Raw genomic sequence first — 20,151 nt, forward strand, 5'->3', positions numbered from 1 at the left:
AACTTAACACTATTGAAAGTTACATTTCTTGGAACAGGGACATCTCAAGGAATTCCTATTATTGGAAGCACACATCCAGTATGTTTAAGTGATAATCCAAAAGATAAAAGATTGCGAGTATCAATCTTAATCGAATGGGATAATTACAGTTACGTTGTTGACTGTGGGCCAGATTTTAGACAGCAAATGCTTAGAGCAAACTGTACAAAATTAGATGGTATTATTTTTACTCATGAGCATGCGGATCATATTATGGGACTTGATGATATTAGGCCATTCTTTTTTAGACAAGGCGATATAGATATATATGCCCATAAACGCGTAATGGAAGCTTTGGAGCGCACATTCTCTTATATTTTTGAAACTGAAAATAGATATCCTGGAGCGCCTAGTGTTAATGAAAATTATGTAGATGGTAACCCATTTACAGTTGGTGATTTGCAAATTGTGCCAATTGATGGATTACATAATAAGCTTCAAGTTTATGGTTATAGGTTTGATAAATTTGCCTATTTGACGGATATGAAAACCGTTGCAGATTCCGAAATTGAAAAGTTGCAAAATCTAGAGATTTTAGTTATTAATGCTCTACGTGAAGAGCCTCATGAATCCCATTTTAACTTAGAAGAGGCCTTAGATTTTATAGACAAAGTAAAGCCAGGAAAAGCTTATTTAACTCATATTAGCCATCTTTTAGGGTTCCATGATAATGTGCAACAAAAACTGCCAAAAAACGTTTATTTAGCTTACGATAACCTTCAAATAACTATTTAGAATATGAAAAGCAGAATCTTTATGTACTTGTTTATCTTTTCAGTATTGCTGATAATATTTCAGTATGTGAATTCAAAAAGTATAATTGATGAATATGAAAAAGATATAAAGACTTTTAAATCTAAGATTTCAAATTTTGAAGATGAACAAACCTTATTGAATGATAAGATTTTTGATTTATCAAATTTTAGCATCAACGGTAATGAAGAAGCCATTACATATTTTGAAGACCTAGGTATTAATACTGATGAGTTAATACTAAAACTTAAAGATGGTTTGTTAGAAATGAATGCACATAAAGGTCTTGACCACCCGATAATTCCTTATGCATCAATGACAGAATCTAGAATAATCATTGACCAAATTAGGATTCTTAATCATAAATGGATACTTACTAGTTTTACAGACGGCAAGCACTCTGGCGAGCTTTTTATCAATTATAGAGTGAATGATAAAGGAGAACTTGCTTATAAGTTAACGGATTATTTTCTATACCCAATTAACTAAATACGGTCTTTTAACCAATCCTTAAATTCATAGAAGTTTTGTGGCGCAACACCGTGCCCAACAGGAAATTCGCTGTAGGTGTTTTTTATGTCTAAACTATCTAAAAACGGTTTGCTACGGCGTGCCCAATCTACGGGAATAACTTGGTCCATACTTCCATGAGAGCAGTAGAAGTCAAGATGTTTGCAGCTTTCTTTTTGTAAGTCTTCAGGTAATATTGCTTCATTTATATATCCGCTTAACGCTACTATATTTTTTACTTTTTTAGGATAGGTAAGCGCTACAGAGTAACTTAAAATTGTACCTTGACTGAAGCCAAGTAATGTTACATTATCTGAATCCAGAGGATAAGTTGTACAGGCATAATCTATAAATCCTGATAAAATATCTCTTGAAGATTTAGCTTGCTTATCATCACTCCATTTGCCTTGTACAGCATCAAAATTAATAGCATACCAGGCATTTCCATAAGGCTGCATTTGATATGGCGCTCTAACGGAAATAATGAATAATTCTTCAGGTAATTCAGAAGAAAAAGAAAATAAATCATTTTCGTCACTACCATAGCCATGGCACATAATTAATAAAGGTGCATTTTCTTTTAACGTCGAAGGACGTTTAATATAATGAAGAGGAGCTGACATAAAATTATTGTAAAGACTTAAAAATATTCTGGAATAAATCTCCAACTATAGGGAGCTTGTGAAGTTTCCCAGTTACAGCACCAATAATACCATACGCAAATAGCGCTAAAAAGAATATCCAAAACGAATAGCTAATCATCCAGCTATCAAATCCACTTACCATATAGGCTATGATAAAATAAATTAGCCAAAGCCCTAAGCCTTGTCTTACATGAAAAGCAGTAAAAGCATTTTTCTTATCCTGACTCATATAAAAGGCAATTAAAGTACCAATAATAGTGATGTAGGCTATTGTAGCAAACTTTTTGCCTTCTTGAATTGTTTCTTCAGTCATTTTATGCTATTACAATTTTGTTGTTAGAAATGATGCCATAAGCCCTCCCTTTTAATTCATAGCCTAAAAAGCAGCTATTCTTTGATGTAGAGTTTATATTCTTGTTCGAGAAACTATATGCAGTATCAGGGTCAAATAATGATAGATTCGCTTTTTGACCTTCAGAAATTTGTGCTTCTTCAACTCCAAATCTTGATTTTCCTTTAGTTAATATAGAAACTGTTTTCTTGGTTGTAAATATATTCTGAAGCGCTCCAAAAGCAGACTCTAAACCAATAGTACCGTATGTGGCATGGTCAAACTCAACTTTTTTGTGTTCAATATCAATAGGGTTGTGGTCAGTAGTGACCATATCAATAGTCCCATCTCGTAATCCTTCAACTAAAGCATCTGTATCTTTTTGTGTTCTCAGAGGTGGCATGACTTTAAAATTAGTGTCAAAATCCTGAAGAGTATTATCTGTAAAACACAAGTTATGTATAGCAACAGAGCAAGTGACGTCTAACTTTTTGGCTTTTGCTTCACGGATTAATTCTACCGATTTTGCCGTGCTAATGGTAGGTATATGTAATTTGCCTTCAGTGTATTCTAAAAGGAATAAATCTCTTGCAACTTGCAGTTCTTCCGCAAGTGAAGGATTTCCTTTTAGCCCAAGTTTTGTGCTATTTATATGCTCATTCATAACACCAAGTCCAGAAATTTTAGATTCTTGAGGATATGAAAGTACAAGACCATCAAAATTACTGGCGTATTGCAATGCTATTTTTAAAAGATTGGGATTGCTTATTGGCTTCTGGTAATCATAGAATGCTACGGCTCCGGCATTTTGCATATCGTACAATTCGGCTAAATCTTTACAATCAGAGGCTTTGGTTAGTGCACCAATAGGTTTTAAATTAACAGCATGCTTATCAGCTTTTGCTAAGACAAATGCAATATCTGCATTACTGTCTATTACAGGATTTGTATTGGCATTAAGCGCAACAGAAGTGAATCCAGATCTAGCGGCTGTATCAAGACCATTAGCAATTGTTTCGCGCTCTTCAAAGCCTGGTTCACCAAAAGAAACAGAACTATCAAACCATCCTTGAGACACATGGAGGTTGTCAAATTTAATTTCTCGATAATTTTTGGGATTTGAAATGCGTTTGGAAATCTTACTAATAACGCCGTTCTCAATTAAAATATCAACAATCTGATTATGGAAATCACTTTTAGAATCGACGATTGTAGCAGATTTTAGGAGTGCATTCATTTAAGATATTTTAAAATTAGCATTTCTATTATTAAAAATACTAGGGCAAAAATAACAAACCATTTCCATAGCGCATTAATACTAGAGTTACTTTTTATTGTTTCTATTGCAGAAACTAGTGCTGAATCTATTGAATAATCGCTATTTGTATTGAGTTTATTGTAGCTGAGATTACTCTCAGAGCGCATGTAATTAAAACTAAGTTTTAACAGTTGATTGTTGTCTTCTCTCACGTTCAAAATCCCAGCAAACTTAGGATATTCATCAGTAGTGATGCTTACTTTTTTGCTAAAAGTTTGTTGTAATGGTATTACTTTATCATTATCCTTTTCTAGACTTAGAATAGCATCTTGAGACAATTGTGTGTTGATATCTATAACATTTGTATTTCCAATAGTGTAGTATAGTTTTGGTAATTCTAGACTCTGTTTTCCAATATTGTATAGTATGGGAACTATTAAAGGCGATTTTTTAAAATTACTATTATTACTATTTATAGCTGCTGTAAAAAGGTATGACTTACCACTATTGACTAGAAATACGCTGTTATCTTCATAATTAAATACTGCATTAGAGTTGTTATTCAAACTATAAGATGTATTAACTTTTGGATACTGAAAATTGCTAACACGATTGTAAAATGCATCTCTGATTATTGGATGGTCATAATTTATGTTTGTTACTCGCTTTTCTGAGTTATTTTCTTTAGAATAATTAGGAAGATTTAATGAATTAACTAATTGATTGTAAGCATTTAAGTTAATTCCTTCTGAAGGAATTATTAAAATACTGCCGCCGTCAGATTTGAATGCTTTTAATGCAGTTATTAATGCATTTGAAATCGTATTTAATTCATTTAAAATTATAAGATTTTGAGATTCAAGTTTGCTATAATCTAAAGATGTATATGAGAAGGGTTCATAGATAAATTCATCATCAGTATACAACTTTTTCAGAAAATCATCTGAAGCCTCATTAATACTTAACACCTTAATCTTTTCAGCTGAATTAACATTAAAATAAAAGTTGTTATCATACTGTAGGCTGGCATCTTCTATGGATATTTTGCCGTTAAATTCAGTATTTGTAGGGATTGTAAAAGTCGTTTTTGCTTCTTTTTCAATATCTAAAGCTGTTTTGGCAGAAAGCGTTTCGTTGTCAAATAGCGATACCGAAACATTTTTTATCGGACTTCCTTGATTAGAAAGGGTAGTGGTCAGTTCAATATTTTCTGTTGTATATTTTGAGATGTATAAACTATCTATGCTAATATTATTACTATATACAGCTTTTGGTTGAACTAGCTTTAGAGTAACTGTACTATCTGTATCAAATGTTAATGGCTCATCTTTTTGTTGAAAATCAGATACTAAAATTAAATTTTTTACTGATGCTTTATCTTTAGAGAAATATTGTTTTCCCTTTAAATATGCAGATTTATAGGATAGCTGATTAGTAGAATGTTGTAATTTTATTAAGTCGTTTGCAATAGCTTTTACAGAAGTGTTTCTGTAGGTTTCATCGTTTGTATAGATTGTTATTTCATCCTCTTCAGTATAAGCTCTCAATACATCTTGGATAGCTTCATTAAGTAAGCTGCCATTATTTCCTTTGGCTTCCATACTAAAGGAGTTATCTAAATAAATTACCGTTTCATTTTTAGAATTAAAAGCATCAGACTTAGTGGTAAATGGCTGAGCAAAGGCAAAAACTAAACATGTAAGAAGCAAAAGTCTAGTTAACAAAGTCAACCATTTTTTTATTTGTGAGCTTTTGCGAGTTTGTAGCTTTACATTTTTTAAAAATTTTACATTAGTAAAAGCAACTTTTTGAAAACGTCTTAATTGAAATAAATGAATAATAATTGGAATAAGCAGTAAGAGTAGTGCCCATAGAAGTTCTGGATGTTTAAACTGCATTCGCTTATGTTATCAATTAATAGTTAATTTCAAATATAGGCATTGATAGAAAATTACAAAGCTTCGGTTTTGAGAAATTTAACGTTTTGTGTTTAGCAGAAGAAAAAGTAATCAGTCATAGGTTTCATGTTTAGTTTCTGAAAATATTCTGTTATATGTTCCTGCTCAGTTTCATTGGCCACAGTTACAATAGTTTGCGGATTTTTTATGGTTGCTAAATCTTCGAAAGGTAGTAGTTTTTGTCCATAAATATCTTTTCCTATTTTTTTAGGGTTATCGCATATCCAATGAAACGAGATGTCTTGCTCGACCAATGACTTGGCTATAGCTTTTCCTTTAAAACCTGCACCCCAAATGGTAATTGGACGAGAATTGTCATAATCTAGCTTTAAGAAATAATGTAATTTAATCTCCAAAAAATAATTCTGTGCATAGTGTTCATGAGTCCGAGAAGTGCGTGTACTATAATCACGCCAATAATGTAAAAGCTGCTGACTTGGTATACATTTAAAACCATGCTCATAGAATCTAAAAGTTAAATCGTAATCTTCTGGGTATCTATTTGGGTTAAAAGCATCACAAGTTATTAAATCGTCTCGATGAAGCATCCAACAAGGCGAAGCAATAACACATTCTTTATAAATTTCTGAATAGTTTGTACCATCTTTAGTCAGCTTATTTAACCAAGCTTCATATTTAGCATAACCATCACTGATACCAACGTCGCTAAAATATTTTACAAGACCTAGAGCAACATGCTTATTTCCATACTCTTGAAGTTGATTAACCATGACTTCTAGCTTGTTATCGCTCATAATATCATCACTATCCATTCGGGTGATATAATTACCCGAACTTTCTGAAAAAGCCATTTGAAGCGCAGATATTATACCTTCGCCAGGATTTTTAAATAGTTTTATACGACTGTCTTTTTTTGCAAACTTTTCAACAAGCTTATAGGAATTATCAGTAGAATGATCGTCTACAATGAGTAGCTCCCAATTGGTATGAGTTTGTTTTATAATAGAATCTAAACATGCTTCGATATATACCGAAACATTCTTAAAAGGCGTTAATATGCTAACAAGAGGTTTTGTCATTGCACGAATATAACAATCCTCATTTTAACATAAACTTTACTAATTTATTTGTAACACGTAGTAGATTTGCTCGTCAAGTAAAAAAACAATTAATAAAATGAAAAATTATATTTCAATTATTGCGCTTTCAGGACTATTATTAGGTTGTGGGCCAACAAAACCAAAGGTTGATGATTCTGCAGCTAATAATCCTATTGTTACTGCATTAGATTTAATGAGCATTGATAATGATAGAGTTCCAGTAACTATTAATCCTGGTCGCTTTACTGTGGAGACAGTAACTTATCGTTTACCAAAAGTCGTACAAGGAACCTACTCAGTCGCAGATTATGGACGTTATGTTGATGATTTTACTGCTTTGGATTACGACGGTAACACATTAAGTGTTGATAAAGTTGATACCAATACTTGGAGTATTTCTGATGCTACAAAGCTTGATAAAATCACGTATTTAGTAAATGATACTTTTGATACCGAAAAGCAAGGGGGTATTGGCGGTGAAGATATTTTTTCTCCTGCAGGAACAAATATTGAACCCAATAACTATGTATTAAATCTCCATGGTTTTATTGGGTATTTTGATAATTTAAAAACCAACCAATATGCTTTGGATGTTACAGCTCCTGCAGACTTTGCAAGAACTTCTGCCTTAGAAGACAAAGGTTCTGAAGCTTCTGCTGATGGGAAGAGCATAACTAGTAAGTATTTTGCTCAGCGTTATTTTGACATTACAGATAACCCAATGATGTATGGTAAGCTTGATGTAGAAGAGTTTATGGTTGGAGATATTAAAATTGTATTAAGTGTCTTCTCTCCAAATAAAACACACACAGCTGCAAGTTTAAAGCAAACTATGTTTGACATGATGCAAGGCCAAAAAGCATATTTAGGAGATGTTAATAGTACACCACGATATGATATTTATTTATACTTATCTGATGGTTCTGAAACTGCGCCTAAAGGTTTTGGGGCTTTAGAGCATCACACGTCTACTGTAGTTGTTTTACCAGAGTCAATGCCAGAAGCAGCTTTAGCAAAATCAATGACTGATGTTGTAGCACACGAGTTTTTTCATATTGTAACTCCTTTATCAGTGCATTCTGAGGATGTACACTATTTTGATTACAATAACCCAACGTTTTCTAAACATTTGTGGATGTATGAAGGTGTAACAGAATATTTTGCACAACACTTCCAAGTTTATAAAGGTTTAGTTAAACCTTCAGATTTTTATAATGTTGTTAAAGGAAAAATAGATTTTTCAAAGCGTTATAATGATGCCCAGAGTTTTACAGTAATGAGCGAAAATGTACTGAAAGAAGGCTATAAAGAAAACTACGTTAATGTATATCAAAAGGGTGCTTTAATAGGTATGTGTATTGATATTTTAATGCGTAGCGAGAGTAATGGTACGCGCAGCATGCTGTCATTAATGAAAGAGTTATCAGCTAAGTACGGAAAAAGTAAACCTTTTGTAGATGATAATTTGATTACTGAAATTACAGCAATGACATATCCTAGTGTTGGAGAATTCTTAAAGACTCATGTCGAAGGTGATGTGCCGATAAATTATGAAGATTTCTTTAAAATGGTTGGTTTAACTAATGGAGAAACAGAAGTTGAAACCAACTACATATTTGCAGGCGGTCAGAATATAATCTTTAGCGGTGCACCAGATAAAGGTATCTTTTTCACAGAAGTGGCATTAAACAATTCGTTTTGGAAATCTCAAGGTATTCAAGCTAACGATGTTATTAAGACTGTAAATGGTAAAGAATTAACACTGCAGAATGCACAAGAAGTTATAGGTGGAATGGTGACATGGGGAGAAGGGCAAGACATAGAAATGGGCTTAGAACGTAATGGAGAACCAGTTACTGTAAAAGCTAAATTGACTAAAGCGTATGCTACAATAAGTGGTCTTAAGGAAGATGATAACGCTACTCAAACACAAGTAGATTTAAGAAATGCTTGGCTAAAAGGATAAATTATAAAGTTTTAGGTTTTAAAAAGGCTTTCATATTGGAAGCCTTTTTTAATTTTTGTCATTTCGAGCAAATGCGAGAAATCACATAATAAAGTTTAAAGTAAAATGAGAGTGATGCTTTTTAAATGACTAAACAATTTGATTGTTTAAAGATTCCCATTTAGGGTTAAATTTTGAAATCAAATTGTTCTTCTTTTCCCTTCTCCATTTCTTAATCTCTTTTTCTCTTCTAATAGCATCTTTAGGTGATTCAAAACCTTCATAATAAACCAAATAAACACAATTGTATTTGCCAGCAAATGACTTTTTGACATTCCGACTATCGAAGTAATGCTGTTCTAATCGTCTTTGGATATTATTAGTTACACCAACATAAACTGTTGTTCTATATTGATTTGTAGTTATATATACAAATTGGTTGTGAAGCATAATAAGTTAAATTATCAGTCATTCGAAATAAGTGAAACGATTGAGAAATCACATCTTAGATTAATTAATGAATAAAGCCACTTGTGTGATGTCTCACTACGTTCGACATGACTAAAGTGTTAATACTTCGCAGCTTTACCATTAGCCGCAGAGTTTTTTATAAACTCACGTAAATCGTCATTTGCTTTAATTAAGTCTTCATTTCTTAAGTACATCATGTGTCCGCTTCGGTAACCTTTAAAGTAAAAACGGTCTTTCATCTTGCCACTTGGGTCGACTTGCCATTGGCTATATTTTGCTTGAAAATAAGTTGTAGCACCATCATAATAACCAGATTGCGTTAGCACTTTTAAATAAGGGTTTTGCGCCATAGCTTGACGTAAGTTTTCTCGAACGTTATCATTAGTCCTATCCCAATTGCCAACATTACCAAATACATTGTATTTAAGGTCAGTTTTAAAGCCTAATTCGTTCTGAATGTAATAATTAATAGCTGGCGTAAAAGAATGCAGCCACGAGGTTAATTCTGCACTATAATCGGGGCTCGTACCAGTTTCAACTCTATCAATACCAATATATCTTGAATCTAATCGCCCTATAGTTTGCCCTGTTTTATCGCGTAATAATTCTTTCCAGAAAAAACGATTTGGTACATCTAGATTTTGTTTTAAAATAACATCTTTAGATAGGCCAGAGTAGTAGCTCATCTTTTCAGCAATTGCTTTTCTTTCACTGTCAGAAATAAAACCGCCTTTTGCAATAGCTGGCATCAATTTATTAACAGCAAAATCTTCAGCTTCAGGAAGTATATCTAATAAGTCCTTGTTTTGTAGTTGACTTGGCAGCATTTTATGATACCAAGCGGCAGCCGTGTAATATGGCAAATTAAGACTTGACGATACTGGCCCACCAACACGTAATACTTTATAATCTGCTGGTGATACCATAATTACACCATTAAGGTACATCCATTGGCTATTTTGTAATTCTAATCCTAAACCCATCACACGTGTGCCGCCATAGCTTTCGCCAATAATATATTTAGGGGATTCCCAACGGTTATTTCGAGTTACAAACGTATTAATCCAACTTGCTAAGTATTTGACATCTGCATTGATACCAAAAAAGGTTTTATCATCCTCATATTTACCATTTTTAAGCATCACTTTTCTGGAATAACCAGTATTTACAGGATTTACAAATACAATATCCGCAACATCTAAAATAGAATTTGGATTACTTTTCACACCATAAGGTTGTACAGGGTAGCCTTCATCATCAACATTAAGTACTTTTGGTCCAGTATAAGCAATGTGCATCCAAACGGATGCGGAACCTGGACCACCATTAAATGATACAATCAATGGACGTTTATTGCCTTTAGTATCATTGGTGCGTTTGTAATAGGTGTAGTATAATGACGCCATAACTTCTCCATCTGCATTCCAAACAGGTTGAAAACCAGTCATAGCTTTATAATTGACGGTTTTACCTTTTATTGTTGCGGAATGCGTTGTTGTAATAACTGTATCAATTGGTGTTTTAAGATTTTGAGAAAAACTAAAAACAGTAGCGAATAAAAGAAGGTATGTAAATCTGAAAGACATAAGTTATTTTTTTAGAAGCCTAAAAATAACTAAAAGCCTTCAAAAACACCTAGTCCAAAAAGTGCAAAATCATATTTCACCGGATCATTGACATCAAGCTTGCGTAGATTCTTATCTAACTCTGCTAATGCTTTACCATCATTTTGCTTACGTTTTAATAAGCCCAATTTGCGAGCAACATTGCCAGAATGTACATCAAGCGGACAGCTTAATTGTCTAGGAGATAATGATTTCCAAATACCAAAGTCAACGCCATTGTTGTCATTACGTATCATCCAACGTAAAAACATGTTAATACGCTTGGCTGCAGAATTTTTTAATGGGTCGCTCACATGTTTTTTGCTACGCTCTAAATGTTCTATCTCAAAAAAGTGCTGCTTGAATTTATGTATAGAATTCTGAAGAGAATTGGTCTCAGCATATTTGGCAAAAACAGCCTCTAAACCATTATGAGTAATATAAATATGTCTGAGGCTAGTTATAAACTGAATAAAGTCATAATCATTAAACGTACGATGCACAAAGGATTGTAATTGTTCTAAATCTGAATCTTGGTGTTGCATCACAAACTCAAAAGGTGAGTGGTCAAGCAAATTAGCCATGCGCTTGGCATTGGTGATGATGCTCTTACGATTTCCCCAGGCGATAGTTGCGGTTAAGAACCCAATAATTTCTATGTCTTCTTTTTTTGAAAACTGATGTGGTACTTGAATGGGGTCACTCTCAATAAACCTTGGGTTATTGTATAGCTCTACCTTATTGTCTAAAAAATCTTTGAGTTCTTCTTTTTTAAGTTTCAAAAGCTTGAAGTATTGTTTTGTAAAAATAATGCTAAAAGAACTATCTTTAGTATAATTATAACATGAAATGTAATGTCTGGATTAGCTACTAAAGAAACCAATAAAAGTGTTAGTGCTTTTATTGAAAGTATTGATAATGATGCAAAACGTAATGATAGTAAGGTTTTAATTCACTTAATGTCTGAGATTACTGGTAATGAGCCAAAAATATGGGGAGATAATTTTATAATAGGTTTTGGGAAGTATAACTATAAAAGGAAGAATGGCAAAGAAGAGTTTGAATGGTTTAATGTTGGTTTTGCACCTCGCAAATCTAAAATCACCATTTATCTCACTTTTGATATTGAGAAAGAGCAAAAACTAATGCCTAAACTTGGAAAATTTAAGTATGGAAGAGGCTGCCTTTATATTAATAAATTGGCAGATATAGATATAGCAATACTAAGGCTACTCATTTCTAAAAGTAAGGATGCCAAATGGAATCAGTTTTAAAACACTAACTTAGCTAAACTTCTGATATTATATATGTTTCTGATTTCTAGTGGAATTATAAAAACAAACTCATATCATTTTAGTTGTAAATAATTTAAATAACATTAATTCCATGAAAAGCATTAAGCCATTATTAATTATATGTTTTGTATTATTTACAAGCTATGTTTCAGGGCAATTATGTGACCAAGATAAAAGGTTTACATCAGTTGAGTATTTCTTAGACTCCCAAATAGATTCTCTTAAAAATGTCACATATGGTAATGCCATTGATTATAAAGGGAAATCTCAAAATCTAAAAATGGACTTTTATTTTCCTGATAATAAATTAGATACAGTTGAAAAGCGTCCTTTCATACTTCTTATTCATGGTGGTGGTTTTGTTGGCGGACAAAAAGAAGGTTTCGCATATCACTGTAAGGAACTCGCAAAAAGAGGTTATGTAGCTGCAACCATGAGTTATCGTCTTGGGTTTGATAAAAATGTCATGGGCGAAAATGCAAAAGCAGTATATAGAGCACAACAAGACACTCATACAGCACTCAATTATGTATCCAAGCAAGCAGAAAACTTAAGAATAGATACGCAATGGGTCTTTGTGGGAGGGTCTAGCGCTGGAGCAATCACCTCACTATATGCAGGCTTTGCGAATCAAGCAGAATGGAATAGTGTATTGCCACAATTTGAGTCTTTACTTGGTCCATTAAAAGCATCAGAGGACAGTCAGGCTCAAAATATTTCTATAAAGGGTATATATAATAAGATGGGAGCAGTTTTTCCAATGGTGTTTACTTCAGGTGATTTAATTCCTGCCATTTCATTTCATGGTGATAAAGATAAAACAGTACCAATTGGCAAAAGTCAAATTGCTGGATTTGGATCTACACCAATTCATGAAATATTGACCAAAGCAGGTGTTTGTAACAATCTTACCATAGTTCAAGGTGGCGGTCATAGTATTTATATATCTAAAGAAGGGGAGGACTTTAGGATTAATCGAATTGCCAATTTCTTTAAAAGTTTGATTTGTGATAGTTGTACGAGTAATGTATTTAAAGATCAAGTAGATAATAATCGTACAGAGATTACCTTTGAGGAATTAGATGCAATCAAGAATGGAAGTATTCAGGAATTAGATGCGCTAATTGATGTAAAAAAAATAGATAAATGCCATGGAATACAAGGTGGATTGTATAATTATCTAGCATTTAGCATAAAGTTAGAATCTTTTGAATCACTAAAATATTTTGTAAATAAAAAAGCGAATTTGGAGGGTAATTGTACTGGAAAAACACCCCTCATGTATGCTGCTAAATATGGGCAATTAGATGCTGTTAAACTCTTACTTGAAAATGGCGCAGATTTAAAATCGACCAACAACGGGAAATCAGCACTAGATTATGCTTCAGATTATGGACACTCAGAAATCAAAAAATATTTAGAAGACTACAAATCCAATTAAAACTATTTACAACTACACGTATAACTCGAGATTATTTCACAGCTACCATACTAATTTCCACATTAACAAACTTTGGTAAGTTAGCGACTTCAACCGTTTCGCGAGCAGGTGCTGTCGCTTCATTAAAATAGGTGGCATAAACCTCATTAATCTGTGAGAAGTTATGCATATCGCTAATAAAAATCGAGGTTTTAATCACATTTTCAAAAGTCATATCAGCAGCAGCTAAAACCGCCTTCATGTTTTCCATAACTTGCTTAGTTTCGGTTTTAATATCATCTAAAACCAATTCCATAGTATCAGGGTCTAATGCTATTTGCCCTGAGGTATATAATGTATTTCCTGATAAAACGGCTTGGTTATATGGACCAATAGGTGCGGGTGCTTTTGAGGTGTTTATTATTTTTTTCAAGATTATGAAGTTTAAGGTTTTGTACTTCAAAAATAAGTAATAAAACCGACTCTTATTAGTTACCTAAACGCTGATCTGGCTGACGACGTTGCTCGTATTTTAAGTCTTTTAAGAAGTTAGACTTAATACCGATAAAGAAATTCCAAGATGATAAATTACTAAATGGTACCCAAGAAAAATTCATACGCCAACTCAATAAATCGCGTTCAAAACGGAATTGCGTAAACGTAAAGCCTTTGTTTAAAAAATCATAACCGGATGATGCACCAACAGTCCATTTAGGTGATAACTCTATATCACCAGAAAACATTAATGAGTGTGATGCAATTTGGTCTTGACGTCTTGTATTATTATAATTCACGGCATAGGCAAGTCGTAAATTCCATGGAATTTTATAGTTGTAATCTGTAAGATTGGCTTCTTTTTCTTTTTGGCGCTCTTTATCTTCTTCAGTGTAAATGCGGTCTGTGAAATCTTCGGTACGTCCAAATAAGTCATCGGTACGACCATTAGCTCGCACAGATTCATCACGTTCGCGTCTATCCTTTTCAGACTCTGGTTTTCCACTGAAAGAATCGTTGTTGAGCGAGTAGCTCATATTCATGTTAGCAGCCGTTAAACGAAACAGACTACCACCATTATCAATATTGAAGGTATTGATTTTATTGTTGTTATTGTCTAATGCGTATGGGTCTAAAGTCGCTGAAAAATTCACAGACATTTTATCCTTTAAAAATTTTAGCCCACCGTTAATACGTAATGGTGCTAAGTTTAAAGAATCTGCAGCTAAATCATAGCGCGTGCTAAAATTTAAGTTATTGATTAACGTAATCTTCTTTGGTTCTGTTTCTGTAGAATCTTTAGAACGGATTTTTGCTTCAAAATTATTACCAATATCTAAGCCTATTGAACTAGAGTATCGATTATTTGGTGCACCAAAAATGGAGCCTTGGAATCTGGTAAATTCTTCTACTTCTCTAATAGTATTGCCATCTGCATCAACTGTTTCAAAGGTTTCAAACTCTTCAAAATATTGATCAAAAGCGGGTTGAACGGTATAACTTATTGATGGTCGCATAACATGCCTAATGGCTTGTATTTTTGCGTCTTTATTCTTTTTATTAAACGGAAACATACCATATAAGGTTGTTCCAATATTAGCACTAAAATTATAAGTTCTAAAGCTGTCAAAGCCATTGATATCAGTAGTTATAATTGATTGTGTGTTTTCATCAAAGCTACGTCTTATGGTGTTTAAAGTCCAATTTTCTTGAAATGTTGTACTTGCACTGACACTAAAATAATCAAATAGCTTAAAGTTTGTTGTTAGTGGGATTGTATGTTGCATACCAGCTAAAGCATCATCAAACATTTCACTTTTGCCAAATAAAGAATCTGTGGTCGTAATACGATATTCTGCTCTAGAATTGTATTGAAAATTGATGTTTTGAATAATTCCTTTTTTGGCACCACTTTTTGGAGCAAAAGGAAACACTCTACCAACAGAAACCTGTAAAGTAGGTAAGGTGAGGTTTATTTGCTCAGTTTGCGTGTTCTGAGAATGTGTTGCAGTTGCATTAACATTAACCTGTGGTTCTCCAGGAAATGTTTTGGAAAATGAGACTGAAGATGCTAGCGTGTTATTTTGTGAGTTAACAATGTTATTTTGGTTAACAGATTGTCTAAAAAACTGACTACTACCTAAATTGACTGAGGCCGAGAATCTAGAATTTGGGTTTGCTTTTGTGTCTTGTGTATGAGACCATCTTAAGTTATAGATAGTATTCTGCGTAAAATCAGGAAAACCTCGCTCGCTGGTCAATAAATTTTCATACCTAAACGCTAGATTTCCATTAAAACGATAACGCTCGGCATAATTACTTTCTATACGTAAACCATAACTTCCATTGGTGTAATAATCACCAAGAACTGCCAAGTCTAAATAATCACTAATAGCAAAATAATACCCGCCATTTTGTATAAAATAACCACGATCACTACCTGTGTCTTCACCAAAAGTAGGGAAGATGATACCCGATTTTTGTTCTTTACTCAGCGGAAAGTATGCAAAAGGTAAGGCGATAGGTGTAGGTACACCATAGATTTCCATATAGGTAGGGCCAACTACGATTTTCTTTCCTGGTACTAGTTTAATTTTGTCTGATATAAACTGATATTCAGGATCATCAAGGTCTTCTGCTGTAGTAAAACGTGCATCTTTCATGAAAAGCGTAGAATCATTTTCTCGCTTTGTTAGTGGCGCAAAAATGTTCATTCCAGAATCTTCAGTTCTAGAATTAAAAATGATGGCCTTTTTATTTTCTTTATTAAAAATGATAGAGTCAGGCTCAACTTTGTTTTGCGCTTGTGTAAAAACAGGCTGCTGTGAGTAACCTGTTGAATCCTTTAAACGACCTGCATAGATTAGGTTGGTGTTGTTATCTATAACAATAACCCCAGCAGTAATCTCCATATCTTGATACTTTACAACTGCTTTATCGTATAGATATATTTTTTGTTCTTTGTTATTGAGAGTAACACGACCATCTGCACTATAAGTCACTTTATCTTCTAAAAATTCTTTTGGTTTTTTAATAGAATCGCTCTTTATAGAATCCACAACCTTTAGGTTTGGTTTAGGTTTTATTAAAGAATCTACAGAAATAGTCGTACTGTCTTTTTGTATTGGCTTAGGTTTTACAGCAGGGATTTCTGGCTTAGGTTTGTTTGGAATATCCTGAGTATAGCCAAAAGTGTTAATAAACACTGTAAAACTAAGGGCAAAAAGTATCTTTAGGCTATTTGTACGCAAACCTTTAAATGGTATTTTTGTAAAAGAATGGCTCGGTTTTTGAAACCCCAAAATTACATATATTTTTTTGTGATTGATTTAATATTACAATTAAAGTTTCAAATATAGTCGAGCTAAATAAAATAAGGTAATAAACATAGATTAATTGCCGTTTTAAAATTTACATGAAAACGAATAAGAATTACATATTAGTATTAGTGCTTACAGCATTTATCACATCTTTAACATCTTTTAGTTTTGCTCAAGCTCCAGATAATAGGTTTATAGTGGTATTAGATGCAGGTCATGGTGGTAAAGATCATGGTAATATTGGTAATGGTTATAAAGAAAAGGATATCTCTCTAAAGGTAATGTTAGAGTTAGGTAAAGAGTTAGAAAAATTAAAAAATGTAAAAGTAATCTATACTCGAAAGACTGATACGTTTATTGATTTGTGGAAACGTGCTGATATTGCTAATAAAGCTGACGCGGATTTGTTTGTGTCTATTCATTGTAATTCAGTGGCTAATCCTAAACCTTACGGAACAGAAACATGGGTTTTAGGAGAAAAAAATACAGGTAGAAATTTTGAGTTTGCAAAGCGTGAAAACGAAGTGATTTTTTTAGAGGAAGACTACGAAAAGAACTATGCAGGTTTTGACCCAAGTTCTCCGGAGTCAACTATAGCCATTGGGATTGAGCAAGAAGTTTATGTAGAGCAAAGTATTCTTTTGGCTCGTAAGATTGAAGATGCATTTAAAAATAAAGTAAAACGTAAGAGTAGAGGCTTAAAACAAAAAAGTCTATTGGTTATTAGAAATACATACATGCCTAGTGTATTGGTTGAATTAGGATTTTTGACCAATAAAAGAGAAGGCGCTTTTTTAAATACAAAAGCAGGCCAATCTAAAATGGCAAAAGCTATTAAAGAAGCCATTATTGATTATAAAAATGAACTAGACCAAAATATTGGCGAAAGTATTTTTGTGGATACAGATGAAACCATAATAGAAACTGACACTGCAGAAGTAGAAAGACAAACAACACGCGTTATTGAAGATGTTACTTTTAAAGTGCAGATTGCGGCGAGTTCAAGAAAACTAGAGACAAAACCTTATAATTTTAAAGGCCTATCTGATATAAGTCGTGAAAGTCTAAATAATCTTTATAAGTATTATTATGGCGCAACTTCAGATTATAATCAGGCAAAATTTCTTGAAGAAACTGCTAAATCCAAAGGCTATACGTCCTGTTTTATAGTAGCATACAAAAACGGAAAGAGGATTCCAGTAGAAGAGGCGCTTAAAAGACGATAAAATAGAACCCTTCTTAACTATTTTATTCCTAATTTTGTTATTAACCAAAGATCAAAAACATTGAAAATTTCTAGAGAAGTTAAAACTGCCGTACTCGTTATTTCTGGAGTGCTTCTTTTCATATATCTTTTTAATTACCTTAAAGGCCAAGACCTGTTTTCAGATGAAGTAGAATTCTACACGGAGTTTGAATATAATGCATTGACAATGTCATCTCCAGTTACCATTATGGGTAATATTGTTGGTAAAGTAGAGAATATTAAATATGATTTTCAAACAGGAAAAACTAGAGTTGAATTTTCTGTAGACCCAAGATTAGAGTTTTCTAAAAGTTCTAAAATTCGTTTGTACGAAACTGGAATTATGGGTGGTAATGCCTTAGCTGTAATAGATTCTAACGAAGGGACAAAAGCAAAAAAAGGAGATTTTATTCAATCTGAAATCCAACCAGGTTTAATTTCTTCATTAAAAGATAATTTTTCAGGTTTAAGTACTAATCTAGATAAAACATTACGCTCTGCAGATACACTCATGGTAAGTCTTAATGGATTAGTAGCAGACGAATCTGACGCTGGGCTAAAAGCGACAATCAAAGAACTTAATTCAACTCTGAAATCATTTAAAAACTTATCGTATTCTATTCAAGGTGTAGTTAAAAGGAATGATGAAAAGATTGCTGCTACTCTAGAAAGCTTTAAAACTGCAAGTGCTAACCTTTCCATCTTATCAGAAGATTTGAAAAAGGCTGAGTTATCTAAAACTATTGCTGATTTTGACAAGACATTATTAAATATAAATACTCTTTTAGCAAGTTTTGAAAAAGGAGAAGGTTCCTTAGGTAAGCTTCTTAAAGATGACAAGTTGTATAATAATCTTGAGGCAGCTTCTAAAGAAATGGAATTATTATTATTAGATATAAAGTTACATCCTGCACGTTATAGACGCATATTGTCTAAAAAAGAGATTCCATACGAAGCGCCTACTGAAGAACAAAAACAAAAGAACTAAATCATTTCATGGACTATTTACCAAATATAATTTTTGCAGTAATCCTAATTGCTGGCGTAGGTTATTTTGCCAGAAACATTAAAAAACTTATCCGAAACATAAAACTTGGTCATGATGTGCATACAAGTGACAATAAAGGTCAACGTTGGAAAAACATGGCACGTATAGCTTTAGGACAAAGCAAAATGGTGGTGAGGCCTGTTGCTGGTTTTCTACACATTATTGTATATGTTGGTTTTGTGATTATAAATATCGAAGTTTTAGAAATTATAATTGATGGTCTTTTCGGAACACATCGTATAGGTCTAAAAGTGCTTCCAGAATCTGTTTATGGTTTTCTGATTGGAAGTTTCGAAATCTTAGCTGTACTTGTTTTAGTTGCTGTTATTGTATTTTGGTTAAGACGAAACATCACTAATATTAAGCGTTTTAAAAGCTTAAAAGGTTGGCCAAAGAACGACGGTAATATTATTCTATATTTTGAAGTCGTTTTAATGTGCTTATTCCTAGTGATGAATGCTACAGATACTTCATTTCAAAGCATGAATGCAGGAAATGTAGTTTCACAATATATTTCGCCATTATTCGGAGACAATCCAGATACACTTCATCTTATTGAACGCACTGCTTGGTGGTTGCATATTATTGGTATCTTGATTTTCTTAAACTATCTGTACTTTTCAAAGCATTTGCACATTTTACTAGCGTTTCCAAATACATACTACGGAAAATTAACACCAAAAGGACAGTTCAATAATCTTGAAGCAGTAACTAATGAGGTGAAGCTAATGATGGATCCAAATGCGGACCCGTTTGCTGCTCCTGCAGAAGATGATAATGCAGACGAACCTGCAAAATTTGGTGCTAGTGATGTTATGGATTTAAACCGTATTCAGTTGCTTAATGCTTATACTTGTACGGAATGTGGGCGTTGTACGAGCGAATGTCCAGCAAATCAAACAGGTAAAAAGTTATCACCTCGTAAGATTATGATGGATACACGCGACCGTTTGGCTGAAGTTGGTAAAAATATCGATGCTAATAATGGCGAATTTAAAGATGACGGTAAACAGTTATTAGGCGATTACATTACAAAAGAAGAATTATGGGCGTGTACAACATGTAATGCCTGTGTTGAAGCTTGTCCTGTAAGTATTGACCCATTATCTATTATTATGGAAATGCGTCGCTATTTGGTTATGGAGGAAAGTGCAGCGCCAATGGAATTAAATAATATGATGACCAATATAGAAAACAACGGTGCACCATGGCCTTATAACCAACAAGACCGTTTAAACTGGGTTAACGAATAAA

The 20,151-nt window shown here is 33.2% G+C and carries 18 protein-coding genes; 8 read left to right on the forward strand and 10 right to left on the reverse strand.

Translation table 11 applies throughout. The features are described 5' to 3' along the window. Positions 1-12 precede the first annotated feature (12 nt). Positions 13-774, forward strand: coding sequence for an MBL fold metallo-hydrolase (locus Q0770_RS10520; protein WP_299116703.1), 762 nt, complete (start codon positions 13-15; stop codon positions 772-774). A 3-nt stretch (positions 775-777) separates the two neighbouring features. Then, positions 778-1,281 (forward strand): hydrolase, encoded by a 504-nt coding sequence (locus Q0770_RS10525; RefSeq protein WP_299116705.1) that lies wholly within the window; start codon positions 778-780, stop codon positions 1,279-1,281. Here Q0770_RS10525 and Q0770_RS10530 read toward each other — a convergent pair. The 5 genes from Q0770_RS10530 to Q0770_RS10550 form a co-directional block, all read right to left on the reverse strand. Beyond that, complete coding sequence (locus tag Q0770_RS10530) at positions 1,278-1,925, reverse strand: alpha/beta hydrolase (RefSeq protein ID WP_299116706.1); 648 nt, start codon at positions 1,923-1,925, stop codon at positions 1,278-1,280. The genes Q0770_RS10525 and Q0770_RS10530 overlap by 4 nt on opposite strands. 4 nt (positions 1,926-1,929) lie before the next feature. Further along, complete coding sequence (locus Q0770_RS10535; protein ID WP_299116707.1) at positions 1,930-2,259, reverse strand: hypothetical protein; 330 nt, start codon at positions 2,257-2,259, stop codon at positions 1,930-1,932. 1 nt (position 2,260) lies between these two features. After that, positions 2,261-3,514 (reverse strand): dihydroorotase family protein, encoded by a 1,254-nt coding sequence (locus tag Q0770_RS10540; RefSeq protein WP_299116709.1) that lies wholly within the window; start codon positions 3,512-3,514, stop codon positions 2,261-2,263. After that, positions 3,511-5,433 (reverse strand): BatA domain-containing protein, encoded by a 1,923-nt coding sequence (locus Q0770_RS10545; protein ID WP_299116711.1) that lies wholly within the window; start codon positions 5,431-5,433, stop codon positions 3,511-3,513. The genes Q0770_RS10540 and Q0770_RS10545 overlap by 4 nt, the downstream gene beginning before the upstream one ends. Positions 5,434-5,525: 92 nt before the next feature. After that, on the reverse strand, positions 5,526-6,533 hold the full coding sequence (locus Q0770_RS10550; RefSeq protein ID WP_299116713.1) for a glycosyltransferase: 1,008 nt from the start codon (positions 6,531-6,533) through the stop codon (positions 5,526-5,528). Positions 6,534-6,630: 97 nt separating this feature from the next. Between Q0770_RS10550 and Q0770_RS10555 the strand changes: the two genes are divergently transcribed. Continuing rightward, positions 6,631-8,520 (forward strand): peptidase M61, encoded by a 1,890-nt coding sequence (locus tag Q0770_RS10555; protein WP_299116716.1) that lies wholly within the window; start codon positions 6,631-6,633, stop codon positions 8,518-8,520. Between the two features lie 129 nt (positions 8,521-8,649). Here Q0770_RS10555 and Q0770_RS10560 read toward each other — a convergent pair whose 3' ends face one another. The 3 genes from Q0770_RS10560 to Q0770_RS10570 all read right to left on the reverse strand — a co-directional run bounded on the left by Q0770_RS10560 (position 8,650) and on the right by Q0770_RS10570 (position 11,356). Continuing rightward, positions 8,650-8,949, reverse strand: a complete 300-nt coding sequence (locus Q0770_RS10560; protein ID WP_299116718.1) for a GIY-YIG nuclease family protein — start codon at positions 8,947-8,949, stop codon at positions 8,650-8,652. A 119-nt stretch (positions 8,950-9,068) separates the two neighbouring features. Next, complete coding sequence (locus Q0770_RS10565) at positions 9,069-10,556, reverse strand: S10 family peptidase (protein WP_299116720.1); 1,488 nt, start codon at positions 10,554-10,556, stop codon at positions 9,069-9,071. Positions 10,557-10,585: 29 nt separating this feature from the next. Then, positions 10,586-11,356, reverse strand: coding sequence for a TIGR02757 family protein (locus tag Q0770_RS10570; RefSeq protein ID WP_299116722.1), 771 nt, complete (start codon positions 11,354-11,356; stop codon positions 10,586-10,588). Between the two features lie 72 nt (positions 11,357-11,428). Here Q0770_RS10570 and Q0770_RS10575 point away from each other — a divergent pair, with 72 nt between their 5' ends. Further along, positions 11,429-11,848, forward strand: a complete 420-nt coding sequence (locus Q0770_RS10575) for a DUF1801 domain-containing protein (RefSeq protein ID WP_299116724.1) — start codon at positions 11,429-11,431, stop codon at positions 11,846-11,848. Positions 11,849-11,960: 112 nt separating this feature from the next. Then, entirely contained in the window at positions 11,961-13,310 is a 1,350-nt protein-coding gene (locus tag Q0770_RS10580) for an ankyrin repeat domain-containing protein (protein WP_299116726.1), read from the forward strand. 31 nt (positions 13,311-13,341) lie between these two features. Here the strand turns inward: Q0770_RS10580 and Q0770_RS10585 are convergent, their stop codons facing one another. Continuing rightward, positions 13,342-13,722, reverse strand: coding sequence for a Rid family detoxifying hydrolase (locus Q0770_RS10585; protein WP_299116728.1), 381 nt, complete (start codon positions 13,720-13,722; stop codon positions 13,342-13,344). 55 nt (positions 13,723-13,777) lie between these two features. Then, the gene (locus Q0770_RS10590) at positions 13,778-16,585 is read right to left on the reverse strand and encodes a putative LPS assembly protein LptD (protein ID WP_299116730.1); all 2,808 of its coding nucleotides are present in this window, start codon (positions 16,583-16,585) and stop codon (positions 13,778-13,780) included. Between the two features lie 113 nt (positions 16,586-16,698). Here Q0770_RS10590 and Q0770_RS10595 point away from each other — a divergent pair, with 113 nt between their 5' ends. Genes Q0770_RS10595 through Q0770_RS10605 form a run of 3 tightly spaced genes read left to right on the forward strand, consistent with a single transcriptional unit; the run spans position 16,699 to position 20,150 of the window. Continuing rightward, positions 16,699-17,829 carry an N-acetylmuramoyl-L-alanine amidase gene (locus Q0770_RS10595; RefSeq protein ID WP_299116732.1) on the forward strand — a complete coding sequence of 377 codons (1,131 nt, stop codon included), beginning with the start codon at positions 16,699-16,701 and terminating at the stop codon, positions 17,827-17,829. Positions 17,830-17,889: 60 nt separating this feature from the next. Beyond that, complete coding sequence (locus Q0770_RS10600; protein ID WP_299116733.1) at positions 17,890-18,837, forward strand: MlaD family protein; 948 nt, start codon at positions 17,890-17,892, stop codon at positions 18,835-18,837. An 8-nt stretch (positions 18,838-18,845) separates the two neighbouring features. Then, positions 18,846-20,150, forward strand: a complete 1,305-nt coding sequence (locus Q0770_RS10605; RefSeq protein WP_299116735.1) for a (Fe-S)-binding protein — start codon at positions 18,846-18,848, stop codon at positions 20,148-20,150. Position 20,151: the final 1 nt, after the last annotated feature.

Origin of the sequence: uncultured Winogradskyella sp., from assembly GCF_947501905.1 — a bacterium.
Taxonomy (GTDB): domain Bacteria; phylum Bacteroidota; class Bacteroidia; order Flavobacteriales; family Flavobacteriaceae; genus Winogradskyella.